Source organism: Tengunoibacter tsumagoiensis (genome assembly GCF_003967535.1).
In the GTDB taxonomy this organism is placed as follows: domain Bacteria; phylum Chloroflexota; class Ktedonobacteria; order Ktedonobacterales; family Ktedonobacteraceae; genus Tengunoibacter; species Tengunoibacter tsumagoiensis.
This window is the reverse complement of the sequence record NZ_BIFR01000001.1, coordinates 400,989-417,605: the sequence shown is the minus strand read 5'-3', so window position 1 is coordinate 417,605 and position 16,617 is coordinate 400,989. Positions and strand designations below refer to the sequence as shown.

Annotated in this window: 7 protein-coding genes; 4 read left to right on the top strand and 3 right to left on the bottom strand. The window is 46.9% G+C overall.

The window, feature by feature from the left end:
• The first annotated feature begins 181 nt into the window (after positions 1–181).
• Entirely contained in the window at positions 182–3,529 is a 3,348-nt protein-coding gene (locus EL628_RS01680; protein WP_126578073.1) for a DUF1349 domain-containing protein, read from the top strand.
• A 312-nt stretch (positions 3,530–3,841) separates the two neighbouring features.
• Positions 3,842–7,582, top strand: a complete 3,741-nt coding sequence (locus EL628_RS01675) for an NPCBM/NEW2 domain-containing protein (RefSeq protein WP_126578072.1) — start codon at positions 3,842–3,844, stop codon at positions 7,580–7,582.
• A gap of 186 nt (positions 7,583–7,768) precedes the next feature.
• Here EL628_RS01675 and EL628_RS01670 read toward each other — a convergent pair whose 3' ends face one another.
• The 3 genes from EL628_RS01670 to EL628_RS01660 all read right to left on the bottom strand — a co-directional run bounded on the left by EL628_RS01670 (position 7,769) and on the right by EL628_RS01660 (position 12,542).
• Positions 7,769–8,626, bottom strand: a complete 858-nt coding sequence (locus tag EL628_RS01670) for a glycosyltransferase family protein (RefSeq protein WP_126578071.1) — start codon at positions 8,624–8,626, stop codon at positions 7,769–7,771.
• 356 nt (positions 8,627–8,982) lie between these two features.
• Entirely contained in the window at positions 8,983–11,106 is a 2,124-nt protein-coding gene (locus EL628_RS01665; RefSeq protein WP_126578070.1) for a hypothetical protein, read from the bottom strand.
• Entirely contained in the window at positions 11,088–12,542 is a 1,455-nt protein-coding gene (locus EL628_RS01660) for a glycosyltransferase (protein ID WP_161975201.1), read from the bottom strand. The genes EL628_RS01665 and EL628_RS01660 overlap by 19 nt, the downstream gene beginning before the upstream one ends.
• Positions 12,543–12,903: 361 nt before the next feature.
• Between EL628_RS01660 and EL628_RS01655 the strand changes: the two genes are divergently transcribed.
• Together EL628_RS01655 and fxsT are read left to right on the top strand one after the other, a co-directional pair.
• Positions 12,904–13,278 (top strand): zinc-ribbon domain containing protein, encoded by a 375-nt coding sequence (locus EL628_RS01655; RefSeq protein ID WP_126578068.1) that lies wholly within the window; start codon positions 12,904–12,906, stop codon positions 13,276–13,278.
• A gap of 303 nt (positions 13,279–13,581) precedes the next feature.
• Entirely contained in the window at positions 13,582–16,593 is a 3,012-nt protein-coding gene (fxsT, locus tag EL628_RS01650; RefSeq protein WP_126578067.1) for an FxSxx-COOH system tetratricopeptide repeat protein, read from the top strand.
• Positions 16,594–16,617: the final 24 nt, after the last annotated feature.

Below are 16,617 nucleotides of genomic sequence, written 5' to 3'. Positions count from 1 at the left end.
GGTTAGATATCTATCATTATAATGGCTTTCTATACTAAATTCGAGTCCTGAAGCATAATAACAAGCATGTATGTGAACTTTGATCGACGGTTGCGAGCCCTGGCGGCTCTACCCAATAGTCATGTCGTTTTTTGTGCTCTCAGGAAGTGGTAGATTTAGCGATTGTGGAGGAAGAGAGCCTATGTCTCCTCAGTTATCCTATTTATGGAAGACCTGGTATACTGGCCCATTGTGCTTGTATTTGTTTTTCTGGTTGTGCGCACCGGCATTGGGGGTAGTGCATGCTCATCCCTCTGTCTCCTTAGCATTGCCCTCTCCTTATCTGTCAACAGATATTGGACCTGTGCAGCAAGCGGGGAGCTCCGATTACCAGGATGGGGTATTTACAGTAGCTGGTTCCGGAAGTGATATCTGGCTACAGAGCGATCAGTTTCAGTATGCCTATCAGCCTGTCACACAAGATGGAACCTATGTGGCGCGTGTGGCGAGCCAGACAACAGGGAATCCCTGGGCCAAAGCGGGAATTATGTTTCGTGATAGTCTCGACCCTGCTGCTGCTTATGCTCTGATGGCGCTTACTCCAGGCAATGGAGCGGCTTTTCAGTGGCGCAGCTCGACCGGTGCTTCTAGTTCAAATTATAATCTCAGTACAGATGGAGCGGATAATCCAATAGTTGCTCCTTACTATGTTGAGCTGATCAAAAAAGGGAATCTGATTGAGGGTCTGATCTCGAGCGATGGAGCTACTTTTACCAAAGTTGGTGCCGCAACAATTAACTTCTCTTCATCTTCGTTTGATGCAGGCTTTGCCGTGACCTCGCATGATAATGCCACCGTTGATACCGGCACGTTTGACAATGTGCAGTTTACGGCGGCTCAAACCTCCGGGACAACAACTCTTCCCTCGCCCTATCAGACGCAGGATATTGGTTCTGTCGGCTCGGCTGGAACGACCTTGTATGATAATGGAACGTTTACAGTCTCTGCGTCGGGAGCAGATATCTGGGGGACCTCTGACCAGTTTCGCTATGTCTACCAGTCATTAGACGGTGATGGACAGATTGTGGCTCATGTAGCCTCTCAAGATGACACTGATGGTGGATGGGCCAAGGCTGGTATCATGATTCGCGAGACGCTTGATCCATCATCCGCGTACGCTTTTGCCATGCTCACGCCAGGCAATGGAGCGAACTTTCAATGGAGGACTGGTTCAGGGGTGTCCAGTACGGGGGTCGGGTCGGCCTCGGCTTTTGTTGCCCCTTACTGGCTTAAGCTGACGCGCATTGGGGATGTCTTTACAGCCTATGCTTCCAGTGATAATACCCTCTTTGTTGAATTAGGGACAGTTACGATTCCGATGGCTACTACCGTCACTATTGGCATGGCTGTGACTTCCCATAATAATCAACAAGTCAATACGAGTACGTTTGACAATGTGACGATCACCGCGGTTACAGCGACGGCGACCCAGACGCCAACACCAACGCCAACTCCGACCCCGAGTCCAACTCCGACGCCTTCTGTCGTGGGTGGAGCACTCCCAGGCGGTTACCAGGCTCAAGATATTGGAGCTGTAGGAATTGCCGGTCAGGCTGCATATGACAGTGCGACTGGTACATTTAATCTGTTCTCCTCAGGGAACGATATCTGGAGCAATAGCGATCAGTTTCAGTATGTCTACCAGCCGCTCACTGGGGATGGTAGTATCGTAGCACGTGTGACCGCACAGGATAATACTGGTGGCGGTTGGGCCAAGACAGGCGTCATGATGCGTGAAACCCTTGATCCTGGCTCCGCCCATGTCTCTACTATTGTGACGCCAGGCAATGGAGCAGATTTTCAATGGCGTCCTACTGCAAGCAGTCAGAGCTTTAATCAGTTCGGGCCTGCGAACATTACTCTTCCTTATTGGGTGAAGCTCACACGAGCAGGCAATGTTTTCACCAGTTCAACCTCTAGCGATGGAACAAGCTATACCACAATTGGCACCATCACGATTCCGATGGCCAATACTATCTACGTTGGAATCGCTTCGACTTCCCATAACAATACCACCGGCAATCTCAGCTCATTAGATAATGTGTCGATCACTGGCTCAACGGCCACTCCCACGCCACTCCCAACGGGAACGGTGAGCCCGACTCCAACACCAGAGGATAATGGGCCATTACCTTCTCCTTATCAGACGCAAGATGTTGGCGCAGTTGCTCTTGGAGGGAGTGCGACCTATAACAGCATCACCGGTAAATTTACGCTCAATGGTGCTGGCATTGATATCTGGGATACAAGTGACCAGTTCCGTTATGTCTATCAGCCATTTACTGGAGATGGGACGATCATAGCCCGTGTTGTCTCGCAGGACACGACAAATGGCTGGGCCAAAGCTGGCGTGATGTTTCGTGAGGCCTTAACAACTGGTTCGGCTCAGGCTATGATGGTGTTAACACCGTTTAATGGGGTTAATTATCAGTGGCGCTCGACGACTGGAGCTCCTTCCTCTTCGATCTCTGGGGCTTCTGTAGGCGCTCCCTACTGGCTTAAATTGACCAGAAGTGGTGATACGTTTACTGGTTATGCCTCTAATGATGGCGTGAGCTATACACAGGTTGCAAGTTCTACTATTCCAATGGCCGATGCCATCTATGTTGGTCTGGTGGATACAGCTCATGACAATGGGCTCATCAATACCAGCACGTTTGATAATGTGTCGATCACTCATGTTGCTCCAACGCCAACGCCGACCCCGACATCAACGCCCACGCCATCCTCCTTACCTGCCAGTATTAATGATCTGGATGTTGGCTCAGTTGCTGCCTCTGGCTCTGCTAGCTATAACAGTGGAACAGGAACGTTCACTGTAGACGGCTCTGGTAGCGATATCTGGTTTAATGCCGACGGCTTCCATTTTGTGTATGCTTCATTAACAGGAGACGGGCAGATAGTAGCTCGGGTAGTGAGCCAGGGGAATACTGATCCATGGGCTAAAGCAGGCGTGATGATGCGTGAGACCCTGGATGCAGGCTCTAAATATGCAGCGGCTCTCGTTACTCCTGGGAATGGAGCCTTGCTACAGTGGCGAGCAGAGACCAATCAAAATGCGATAGGTGATAGTCCAATCACAGGAAGTGCCCCTTTCTGGGTCAAGATCGTTCGGTCAGGCAATGACTTTACAGCCTACGCCTCCAGCGATGGGACCACGTATGCGCAGCTCGATACGACCCAGACTATCCCGATGGCCAGTACCATCTATATTGGTCTGGCTGTGACATCTCACAACGATGGTGTTATAAGCAGTGCCACATTTGACAACGTAGACTTTAGTGGCGGTTCGCTTGTTAATACACCCACTCCTGCGCCAGCCTTTATCCCGCATAATCGCTCAAAAACGCTCTCTTTTGATCCGAGCAGTGTTCAAGGAGCCTCCAATGAGAACTTTGCTTATCTCCAGAAGGTAAGCAGCCAACCTGTGGATAGAATACATCCGCTCAAGTTCTCAGCTATGAGCCATTTTGCGATGCTGCTCATGTAACTAAATCATGGCGTCATAAAGCGGTGTTCCTCCAGTAAAATCATTGTGCTGGAGAAGCACCGCTTTATTTTGCCATCATATGTTTGTCTACCTTCACCAACAAATAGTCTCTTCTTAGAAGAAAATCATTATAAAGACTTTCTATACTAAAAATGGCACTGTGTCATAAGAATCGCTTTTTTTAATTATGACCATGCTATCTCACATTGTTGACCGTTATTGCATACAGGAAGCCAACATTTTTAACTATCTTTCAACTGTTTACAGATAGTGACAGAGGCTTTCTAAGGACAAGTAGTGGAGGAATAGAGAGTGTTTTCGAGTTTACAATCCCGACGTTTGCTCTGGCGTACTGGTCCCTTACTCATTTATCTGTTTAGCTGGCTGGTCGCACCAGCTTTGACAACGGTAAGTGCGCGTCCTCAGGAAGCCTTTGCTCTCCCTGGCAGTTATCAATCAGCCGATATTGGAACGGTGCAGACCACCGGTACAGCTGATTATCAGGGGACAACCTTTACCGTCAGTGGTTCGGGAAGTGATATCTGGTTACAGAGCGATCAGTTTCAGTATGTATATCAGCCCATTACGCAAGATGGAACCTATGTAGCGCGTGTGGCGAGCCAGACGGCGGCGAATGCCTGGGCCAAGTCGGGGATTATGTTTCGTGATAGCCTTGACCCCAATGCCGCCTATGCTCTAATGGCGCTTACACCAGGCTTTGGAGCGGCCTTCCAGTGGCGTAGTGCAACAGGTGCAACAAGTTTAAGCGTAAACATTACTTCTAACCCGCCGACCCTACCGCCAACTGACCCACCCACCATTTCAGCTCCTTATTATGTGAAGTTGATCAAACAAGGAAACCTGGTGCAGGGTCTGATCTCAAGTGATGGAACAAACTTCACCAAAGTAAGTGCTGCCACAGTAAACTTTACCTCATCATCAATCTATGTTGGATTGGTCGTAACTGCACATGATAATAGCCTGACCAATACCAGCACCTTTGACGATGTGCAATTTACCGCTGCCTCGACATCGAGCGGCTCGCTCCCCTCTCCTTTTCAGACGCAGGATATCGGTTCAGTTGGTCCAACAGGCATAGCCTCTTATGCAAATGGAACCTATGCCCTCTCTGGTTCAGGTACTGATGTCTGGAATACATCTGATCAGTTTCGCTATGTCTATCAGCCGTTAAGTGGTGATGGTCAGATCGTCGCCCGCGTTGCCTCACAGGAGAATACAGGAGGTGGTTGGGCCAAAGCAGGCGTAATGATTCGAGAAACGCTTGACCCGAGTTCGGCCTATGCTTTTGCCATGCTTACCCCAGAAAATGGAGCCAATTTCCAATGGCGCACCGCTTCTGATATCCCCAGTACAGGAATAGGAGGTCCATCAGCCTTCGTCACCCCTTATTGGTTGAAACTGACGCGTGAAGGGAATCTCTTCACAGCCTATGCGTCCAGTGATGCTAACACCTATACTGTGCTAGGGACGACTATCATCCCGATGGCGAATTCGGTTGAGATTGGACTGGCCGTCAATTCACACGATAACACCCAGATTAATACCAGCACCTTTGATAATGTCACAGTCTCTAATGTCACGGCGACGGCCACGCAGACGCCAACGCCGAGCCCAACCAGTTCAGTGCCAACGCCCACACCAACGCCATCCATTTCAGGTGGAGCTCTTCCAACTGGCTATCAGGCTCAGGATATTGGAAGCGTTGCCATTCCTGGAGAGGCTACCTATGATAGCACCAGCAATACCTTTAATACCTTTTCGTCAGGAACAGATATCTGGAATAGCAATGACCAGTTCCAGTATATCTACCAGACATTGACAGGTGATGGCAGCATCGTAGCTCGGGTTGCTTCGCAGGCCAATACTGGTGGAGGTTGGGCCAAGGCTGGTGTCATGATGCGTGAGACGCTTGACCCGAGCTCCGCTCATGCATTCATGATGCTTTCACCTGGCTATGGCACCAATTTTCAGTGGCGACCCTCTGCTTCTAGCCCTACTTTTAGCCTGGGTGGATCTGCCAGCACGACAGCCCCATATTGGGTGAAGTTGACCCGAACGGGCAATTTCTTTACCGGGAGCACCTCGAGCGATGGTGTGACGTATACCACCGTCGGCTCTGTCAACATCCCTATGGGAAGCAGCATTTATGTGGGATTGGCCTCAACCTCTCACGATAATGCCAACGCGAATATCACCTCGTTTGATAATGTGGCAATTACGGGTTCAACCGCGCCTTCAACCACTCCAACCACGACACCAACGAGCAATGGTCCTCTCCCCAGCCCATACCAGACGCAAGATGTTGGAGCTGTTAATATCGCCGGTTCTGCTACCTACGATAGCAGCAACAGTACCTTTACGTTAAAGGGCTCGGGCACAGATGTCTGGGATGTGAGCGATGCCTTCCGCTATGCTTACCAACCTATTAATGGTGATGCTACCATTATTGCTCATGTGCTTTCACAAGACACCACAGGTGGTGGATGGGCCAAAGCTGGTGTGATGATTCGCGAATCACTTACAAGTAGTTCTGCACAGGCAATGGTGCTGCTGGCACCTTCCTATGGAGCAAACTTCCAGTGGCGAGCCTCAGCAGGAGGAACAACGGTCTCTCAGACAGGCGACCCATCAGCAACAGTTCCGTATTGGGTTCAATTGACCCGAAGTGGGAATCTGTTTACGGCTTCAACTTCTAGCGATGGCACGACGTATACTCAGATTGGAACAGCGACCATTCCGATGGGAAGTTCCGTCTATGTAGGTCTGTTCGATAACTCCCATGACAACTCATTGTTGAATACAGCCAGATTTGACAACGTTTCAATTACTAACACGGCCCCAACACCAACGCCAACGCCAACAATCACGCCAAGTCCAACTCCCACGCCGAGTCCCGTTCCTTTTACAGGCACCTATCTCAGTGATCTCACACCCGCTTCTGCGACCGCAGGCTTTGGAAGCGTCGAGAAGGATCTTTCAGTCAACTTGAATCCTCTTACTTTGAGGGGAAGAGTCTATCCTAAAGGTATCGGAACACATGCGATCTCTGAGATCCACTACACATTGAATGGAAATTACAGTCGCTTCCTTTCAGATGTGGGGGTAGATGATGAAACTGGTAGCGCGGGTACAGTCGATTTCCAGGTCTATGGCGACAATACTCTTCTCTTTGATAGCGGTGTTGTGGCTGGTGGGGCACCAGTACAGACCGTGGATGTCAATGTAGCTGGCGTCAATGATCTGAACTTGCTCGTAACTGATGCTGGTGATGGTATTACCAGTGATCATGCTGATTGGGCCGACGCACGTCTGACAGGTTCAACGGTTACTCCAACGCCCTCTCTGCCAACAGGTATTACCAATCAGGATATTGGTACAGTAGGGGCGGCAGGTTCTGCAAGCTATGATAGCGGAACAGGGACCTTTACTGTCCAGGGCTCTGGCGAGGATATCTGGCAGGCAAACGATGCCTTCCATTTTGTGTATACTTCTTTGACCGGTGATGGAGAGATTATCGCTCGCGTCGTCTCACAGGACAATACGAATGCATGGGCCAAGTCTGGTGTGATGATGCGTGATACGCTGAACTCAGATTCGCTCTTTGCCATGCAGATGCTTACACCAGGCAACGGAGCTGTGTATCAGTGGCGCGATACATCGGGGCCCAATGCTCAAACTACCACCCCTGGGACGGAAACTGTACCTTATTGGGTCAAGCTTGTTCGTAGCGGAGATGTCTTCACTGGCTATGCTTCAAGCGACGGTGTGAATTATACACAGGTAACCTCACGAACGATCCCGATGGGCAGCACCATCTATGCAGGTCTGGAAGTTACGTCGCATAGTTATGGCACATTAAACACCAGCACGTTCGATAATGTGAGCATCAGTAACTCAACGACCATTCAAGCAAAGCCGCATACAGCTGTCTCTGCTCAACCACTCCCTGCGCGGAAGCTGAGCTTTACAGTCGCCGCCCTACCAGTTGTCTTGAATGATTATCGCAAGACCATCTTGTTCAGCCTGCTCTAGCCTGGTTAGAGACAGAGAATTGATCGATAAATTCTCTGTCTCTATCCTCTAACATCATTGAGCCCCACACAATCTGTCATCGGATTGTGTGGGGCTCAGTGATGTTAGCGTTATGTGTTATGAAGAGTAAAGATCGCAAATCTCGCATCTCAGGAAACGATCAGAAGTTTCATAACGGATCATTACCTATTTCATTTCGCTTAGCTCCTCCATATGCCAGCGTTGAGCGTAAAGAAGGAGCTCATAGCACTTTTTGAGGGGCGATCTGGAGCGTCGAGAGAGCGAAGCAGGTCTGATTGACTGTGATCCGATTGACTGTAAAGAAGGAGCAGTAAGCGCTACCTCTGTATAGGTGTATCCTTTGCGAAGACATTTGTAGAGCATCTCTGTGTGCAGTAAGTTATCGCCCCCCTCTAACGAGATGTTGTTAAGACAATCCCTATGGTAAAGCTTAAACGTACAGTTGATATCGCGTACCTGCAAGCCAAAGATGAACCAGACCAACTGCCGCCACAGCCAGGTCCCCATTCGCTGTAAAGATGAGATCTGGTGCTTGTCTCGATAACCAAGCACCAGATCATAGTGCTCAGTTAGCGACAGAAAGGCCTGTATGTCAGCGATCTGGAAGGCTTCATCAGCATTCATCAGCAAGATCAGATCCATTTGTGCCTGATTAATCGCTGCATACAGATTGTTGTACCATCGGACATATGGTTGTCCGGTTGCATCAGATCGCGTAGGAGACGGCTCTGTCCCTGGCTGATGAGATGGAAGATCAGGTGCAGATCGAACAACCAGTATTTCCAGTTCATCGATCAGAGTGTACAAGTTCTGCCTGATCTGCTGGATAACGGATTGAAGTTCGTAGCTATTTTGTTGTGTTGAGAGGATAACCGAAAGTTTGGGAGACTGGATAATACCAGATGAAGGCATAAATGCATCGGTTGTCTTAGAGGTGATAGCCTCTAGAAGCGTTGGCTGTTTTGCTTTTCTCTTTAGTGCCAGACCTGGAAAAGCAAAGAAGAGTAGCGATGTATGTGCCACTGAAAGCTCCAATCTAAAGTCAGGTCACCCACAAAAGCCTGTCTCTCTTCTAAGAATAAAGGTGTCATGCCGGGTGATGAACCCTTTTCATGAACATCTACCAAGATTTTGTAGTTAAGAAAGAGATTCAGCCTTTTTTGTGAGAATAGTATTGTCATGAATTGCCAGGAAGAGAGGTTAAGTAGCTGTCTCAGCAAAATAGAGGGGTTGAGACAACAGATAAACCTCTTACTCTTATTATCAAGTAGTTAGTTAAATCATAAACATCATTAATGATAATCATATTTTATGCTGTAAAGCATCGTCAGTACATAAAAATTACGTTATTTTGAGAGGATTGAGCTAAAGGGGCCAGATTAGTAGGTATACCCTCCATAACGTTGGCAAAGTTTCTCATTATTGAGGATATTGAGAGGAACGGGGCGTGATGGGAGGGTGTTGATATCATTCCGCAGATACAGGCTCAGGCCATCCTTTTCAGTGAGAACGAGCGTAAAATTATCCAGGAAAGCGTCATTATGTGCAAGAGCTTTTGCCACCAGGTCATCAGTATCTTTTGGTCGCATAATGATCCAGTCCACAATCTGTTGAGGTGCAGCTAGAGCCCGGGACCAGTAAGGATCAGAGCCTTCATAAATAATCTTTCGCAATTGAGCTCCAAAGACCTGTCCATTGACCTGAGTTGTATATTCGTCAGTCAAGAGAAAGTTTCCATTATAATGTTGTGAGAGAAAGACATGGATAGGTCGTGAAGTAGAGGAGCAGCTATGATTATAGAGGCCATCGTTGAGGGCCAGATTGCGTCCATCCCCGACATAGAGTGCCTGCCCAACAATCAACAGGATACATAGGACATAGAGAGCTCCCCGCCACTTTCTGAGCCAGTGGCGTATTGGAAGGTGTGCCAGTCCGACCCCTAGAAAGAAGGCCAGTGGGGCAACCATCTCTGAACCATAACGAACATTAAAATATTGTGGAGGAGCCCCAGGAGGCAAAGCACCCGGCAGATAGAGGATAGCCTGCCCCGAGTAAAGGCTATAACAGTAAAAGGCAAATGGCGTCAGGAACGTTGCTACAGCTAGAGTCACTGGTGTAAAACGATACCGTAGAAAGAAAAAGAGGGCAGAGAGCCAGCCTAGAAGAAAGAGCAGCCCACCAATACTTTCAAGACTATCCAGTCCATAGTAGCGAACGGACTGCCACACATTATGATAGGTATAGAGCGTATGGGCCGCCAGAAACTTCATCTGTTGAGCCTGAGCCGAATAGGGACCTCGCTGAAAATAGAGTGGATCGCCAAAGATCATCTTACACCAGGCCAGCCAGATCGCCATTCCAAGGCTTCCCATCAGTCCAAACAGAATCAGGTTCGCCTCAATTCTTTTCCAACCATGTCGTTTCCAGACACCAATCACTGCCACCAGCGCAAAGAGAATTATAAAGAGCGACCAGCCATCATAGCGAATCAGCGAGACCAACAGAATACCAAAAGCCATCAGGACCAGATCCCTTGTCTGATCCTCCTGTACCCAACGCAACACATAATAAAAAGTAAACAGAACAGCGCTCACGCACTCAATTTCGCTCAGGGCTGTCGATTGCAGATAGAGGAGATCTGGATTCAGCAGCATGACCAGAGTACCAATAAAACTGGCCATATTATTATGCGTAAGCTGGCGAATCAAGAGGAACAGATAAGCGCAACCGAGAATATAGGCGCTCATAGAAGGTATGCTGCCTGCGAAACCAGTGCGCCAGAGCGTATCATTCCAGATAAACGGGACCATCAACAGGTGATGTAGCGGTAACCAGACGCCACCGAGCTGGGCAAAGCCAGGGGTAATGCTATCGACCATACTACGAGCTATTCTTATATGTGAGTAGGCATCATCATAAATAAGTGTTTCGCTATTCATAAAAAAGCCTATGGATGCAATAACACTGGCAATACTTGCTAATAGGATCACACTGAGGAGCCAGAGATCGCGCACCAGCACAGCGGGACGGTTCAGTGCTCGTCGATCAGAATTCGAGAAGGCTGCGGGGAGACGAGGAGGAAGAAGGTTCATTAATCGTGGCAGGGGTGTAAGTTTGAGTTCAGTCACAGGGATACCAGGGGTCTCTGTCATCTCACTATCGTCAACAGGTAAGAGATCAGCATGAGCAATGGAATGAGTATTCTCGCCAGATAGATGAGCGATCGAACTGGTCCCTTCCGCTGGTAGATGAGCAACGGATGGTGCGCTCTCTTCTGCAGAGAGAACTGCTTGAAGATGGAGACCATGAATAGTTTTTTCCCAATGATGTGGTTTAAAAAATAATTGAAACAGAGCTCGCATCCCTGCGGCACTCATCAATAACCAGTAGATAGGGATCGTGAGAGCCCATTTGACCAGGGAATACTGGTAACGTCGCACGCAGCCGAACAGGTGGAGATAAATGTAGAAGAAATTGCCCAGAATCAGACAGATAGTCCCCATATACAGGACAGGAGCTGGAAAGAGGCGGTGGTAAAAACCAATAATATTAAAACGAAAAAAAAAACGTAGAAGAGCAGGACCAGCCAGAGGATAGGGTTAAGAAAGATTGTAAGCGTTCGACCCCCAATCAAAAATTGAAGGGCTAGAAATTCTCTGAACATGCCTTGCCGTAACATAAACAATGGACGGCGCATATGGACCAGATAGGTTTGCAGATAGCCTTTAATCCAGCGCGAGCGCTGCCGAATCCAATTATGGACCTGTGGATTTGCCTCTTCATACGTTGTAGAATTGAGAACGACTGTTTTGAGCTTAAATTGCGAGAGTCGAATCCCCAACTCACAATCTTCAGTGACATTAAAGGCATCCCATCCACCCAGAGCTCGCAAGACATCTGTGCGAAAGTGATTGGAGGTACCTCCCAGCGGTAACGGAAAGCGCAGATACTGGAGACCAGGTAACAGAAGATCAAACCAGGCGGAATATTCAGCGGTAAACCAGCGTGTCAGCAGGTTCTGTTTCGTATTATAAAAGTTGAGCTTGGCCTGCACACAGACCATCTCGGGACCATAATTGGCAAAGGTCAACACAGAGCGCTTCAATTGCAAAGGGTCCATCACATCTTCGGCATCGTAGATCACGACAAAATCACCGGTGGCCTGGATTAAGCCATAATTACAGGCGCGAGGCTTTGTCTTTGGAGTACCTGCGGGAACAATCACAATAGAAAAATACTCTGGTAGCTCCATCTTTTGTAAGATCTCATGTGTTTCGAGATCATCCTCTTCAATCAGTAGCAGAACCTGAAGTTTATGAGCCGGGTAGTCCAGCCGTTGTATTGCTCGTGTAAACTGCGGGATAATGGCGGCCTCTTTATAGAGAGGGCAGAGGACTGTGTAGCCAGGCCATTCGACCTCGCCCAGACCATGAATAATCGTATCATCAATATGTTCTTCAAAGTCTGCGATAAAAGTTCGCAATGACATCACAAATTGCAGTGCCAATGAACCAATATAAAGGATAGTAATAAAGAACATGAGAACAACAAGTGTGTCCATATAAGAGAAGGAGATGCCAAGGAGAAGTGCCAATATAAACAGAATGCCAGTGATTTTTTGACCTCTACTGAAGGTTGACAGAGCGGAATAGGTAGGGATAAATGGCGCAAAGGTTCGTATGGTTTTCTCTCCAACAATGACCTTGCGTTGAGCACGTTCCTGGTAACGCTCCTTTTGCTGCTGAATAAGAGCAAGCTGTTGTTGATGATTGAGCTCATGCTGCTGAAGCCACTGAGTATAGCGAGCAATCTGGCGTTGGAGATCTACCTGTGAAGGTTTTTTGCTAATGACAAGGGAAGGTGAGGTATAGATCAGATCTTCTGATAATGGATCGAACACTTTCCTGGAAGAATGTCCCTGTCCCACTATCTGCACCACCCTTTTCTTCTCTACCATTGTTTCGGTTTATGTTACCAGTCATTAGTAGTATAGAGTGCAGCATAATATCCATATGCCGATCAGTAAATATAATTTTGCCTGATGGTCAATCTCTCAAATTTGTAGAGTGCAGCATAATATTCATATGCCGATCAGTAAATATAATTTTTCTGATGGTCAATCTCTCAAATTTGTAAAGCAGAAAAAATCGTTGAGAAAACAGTGCTTTTTTCAAAATTATATGTTATACTGAGTGCACACTGTATAGTGCTTCGTCGCTCAGAATAGATAGTCTATTGTAAGCCGCACAATGCAGAAACCAAGTTGAGTTAGTTTACTCAGGAATTGAGAAAGAAGAAACATGTCATTCACAGATCAGACGCTGTATTGTCGCGACTGCGGCCAGGAGTTCGTTTTCACCGCCGGTGAGCAGGAGTTTTATCAGAGCCGTGGGCTGACCAATTCGCCAACCCGCTGCCCTTCATGCCGCTCTGCGCGCAAAGCCCAGATGGGTGGCCGTAGTGGTGGTAATAGCTACGGTGGTAACAGCTATAGTGGCGGTAGTCGTGATCGTGGCGAGCGTCAGATGTACTCTGCAACCTGCGCCAGCTGCGGCAAAGAGGCGATGGTTCCTTTCCAGCCTCGTGAAGATCGTCCGGTTTATTGTAGCGACTGCTTCCAGAGCTCCAATCCACGCTCCGGTGGCAACAATCGCCGTTCATCATCACGCTGGTAATCTCGCGGCTTACAAAGATCCAATCACACAAAACAAAAAAGATCCGGACAACAATTGCGTTGTTCGGATCTTTTTTGTTTTTATTTCTATTAAAATTTTGTTTCACTACCGTTTCTAAGCCACATAGTTCAAAATGATATGGAATTTTTGACATTTATATGCTATACAATGTAAAATTTAAGAAATGATGCTATCAGGTCTGAGCATGCAAGAGCAATTCACTAAAGAGGTATTTATACTTACTGAGTATAAATAAATTTATATGTATTTTGAATAGTGTATATAAAATCTAGAAAGTTTATTATGAATATAAATTCCAATCCAGTGAGTATTTTTATTTCTTATGTAAAGGAAGATGAAAAGTGGCTTTACGTATTAGAAACACATCTGAGTATACTTCAACGGCAGGGGATGATCTCTCTTTGGAGTGCTAAAGATATTCTTCCTGGCTCCGATTCAGTCCATATCATTGACCAGCGCCTAGAACAGGCATCAATTATTCTTTTACTGGTGAGCGCATACTTTCTAGCATCTGATAATAGTTACAACAGTGAGATGGCATGTGCACTGAAAAAACACAAACAAGGTAAAGCAAAAGTTATTCCTCTTATCATACGCTCTTGTGATTGGCAAAGTGCTCCTTTTGCGCAACTTTCCCCGTTGCCAGCTAATGCTGTAGCAGTAACTGCTTGGACTAATCAGGACGAGGCATTTATGGATATTGTCTCTGGTATTCGCAAGGTCGTTGAAAATCTATCATCACAGTCATCACATTTGACCAGGCCTTCTATTTGGAATATTCCCTATCAACATAATCCTTTCTTTACTGGACGTGATGAAGTCCTTGTAAATATTCATACTCAACTGCAAGCAGATCTAGCCACTCCATTTTTACAATTACCATATGCCATCAGCGGCCTTGGTGGAATTGGGAAAACACAGATAGCTACTGAATATGCTTATCGTTACTATCAAGACTACGAAGCAGTGTTATGGGCGCATGCTGAAGATCGAGATACGCTAATATCCTCCTATGTTGCGATTGCTACACTTCTCAAACTTCCAGAATGTACTACAGAAAAGCAGGAAATTATTATTGAGGCTGTCAAACGATGGCTACAAATCCAGCAAAAGTGGTTACTTATTCTGGATAACGTAGATGATCTGGGCATACTACCACCTTTTCTACCGCCAACTTATAGGGGCCATGTCCTTCTGACAACCCGAACGTTGGCTATGCAACGGTTTGCAACTCGTCTAGAGATAAAGGAGCTTTCTGATGAACAAGGAGCGAGAATGATCTTACGCAGAGCAGGTATACTAGCTCCTTCTCAGGAATTATCACATGCCAATGTCGAAGACCATCGATTTGCGACCCTGTTGACACAAGAGTTAGGTGGATTACCACTGGCTTTGGATCAAGCGGGAGCCTATGTAGAAGCAACTGGCATGAGCTTGCAAGAGTACTTTGAAATTTATAAGCAGTATCGACAAAAGCTGTTGTCTGATCGTCGCTCTCTCATTTTTGATCATCCTGATTCCATATCAAGCACATGGTTACTAACTTTTATCAAAGTGCAAGAAAGAAATGCAGCAGCAGCTGATCTTCTACGTTTATTCTCGTATTTTGCTCCAGATGCTATTGCAGAGGAAATTCTAACAGCAGATTCATCAGTACTTGGATCACTGCTTGCACCACTTGGCTCAGATGCATTTCAACGCAATCAGGCTATCGAAGTCTTAAGAACCTATTCGCTAATTCGACGCAATCCAGTTGAGAAAACACTCTCTATTCATCGACTGGTTCAAGCGGTACTCCAGGATAATTTCGAGAAAAGTGAAAGGCATGTCTGGGCTGAACGAGCAATGCTTGCGATTAATGCAGCATTCCCACAGGCAATACATGGTAAATGGCATAAATGTGAAAGACTTTTAATACAAGCGCTTAAAGGATCTAAAATCATCACAGAATATCAGATTATTAGACGGGAGGCCGGGCATTTACTTTTTAAAGTCGCTTCCTATATGCTTGGTCATGCCAGGTATAGAGAGGCGGAACCTCTCTATCATCAGAGTATGCAGATCTGGGAACATGTGCTGGGATCTGAGCATCTTGACATGGCATATCCACTTAATGGATTAGCCGAACTTTATCGAGAGCAAGGCAAATATAGAGAAGCAGAGCCACTCTATCAGAGAGCTATACAAATTAGGGAACAGAGTCTAGGGCCTGAGCATCCTGATGTGGCATTTATACTCACTAATCTGGCAAACCTTTATACTTTACAAGGCAAATATAGAGAAGCCGAGCTACTCTACCAGAAAACATTACGAATTAGAGAGCAGTTTCCGGGTCCAGAACATATCGATTTGGCCACTTCGCTCAATGGATTGGCAATTCTCTACACTAATCTGGGTAAATATGACGAAGCCGAGTTATCTTATCGTCAGGTTTTACTGATTTGGGAGCAATGGTTAGGGCCTGAGCATCCTAATCTAGCATCTTCACTTAATGGATTAGCCGAGCTATACCGAAAACAAGGTAAATATGTGCAAGCTGAGCAGCTTTATCAGCAGGCTTTGCAAATCAGAGAACAGAGTCTAGGGCCTGAGCATCCCGATGTGGCATTTCCACTTAATGGATTAGCAAATCTGTACTCCGAACAAGGAAACTATGAAAAGGCGGAACCTCTCTATCAGCGCGCTTTACAGATCTGGGAACAGAGCCTAGGATTTGAACATTCTGACGTAGCACTTCTACTCAACAATTTGGCAAACCTCTATATTGGCCAAGGAAACTATGAAAAGGCGGAACCTCTCTATCAGCGCGCTATAAGGATTAATGAGCAGCATCTGGGACCTGAACATCCTGATATAGCGCTTCCACTTAATGGATTAGCCAACCTCTATATTGATCAAGGAAAATATGACGAAGCAGATCTGTTGTATCAACGTGCTATAAGGATTAATGAACAGCATCTTGGACCCGAACATCCTGATATAGCACTTCCACTCAACAACCTGGGAAATCTCTACTTTCAGCAGAATAGGGACGAAGAGGCAGAGCAGCTTTATCGACGTGCCTTACTGATCATAGAACAGAGTCTGGGACCTGATCATCACCTGGCGGCGTATCCACTGATAGGCCTGGCCAATCTGTATGCCGACCAGAGCAAGGATTCTGAATCCGAACAACTCTATCAGCGGGCCCTGCGAATCCGCGAGCAGAGCCTGGGGTCCGAACATGCTCTTACACAACAAGTACAAAAAAATTATGCTCTCTTGTTACGGACAATGAACCAGGATCGAGCATAATCACCCAATAGTTCAATAAAGAAA

Bases quoted from the DNA above. Each gene is read 5' to 3' on its own strand.
- EL628_RS01680 (WP_126578073.1), top strand. From the start codon at position 182: ATGTCTCCTCAGTTATCCTATTTATGGAAGACCTGGTATACTGGCCCA.
- fxsT (WP_126578067.1), top strand. From the start codon at position 13,582: ATGAATATAAATTCCAATCCAGTGAGTATTTTTATTTCTTATGTAAAG.
- EL628_RS01665 (WP_126578070.1), bottom strand. From the start codon at position 11,106: ATGGGGACTATCTGTCTGATTCTGGGCAATTTCTTCTACATTTATCTC.
- EL628_RS01655 (WP_126578068.1), top strand. From the start codon at position 12,904: ATGTCATTCACAGATCAGACGCTGTATTGTCGCGACTGCGGCCAGGAG.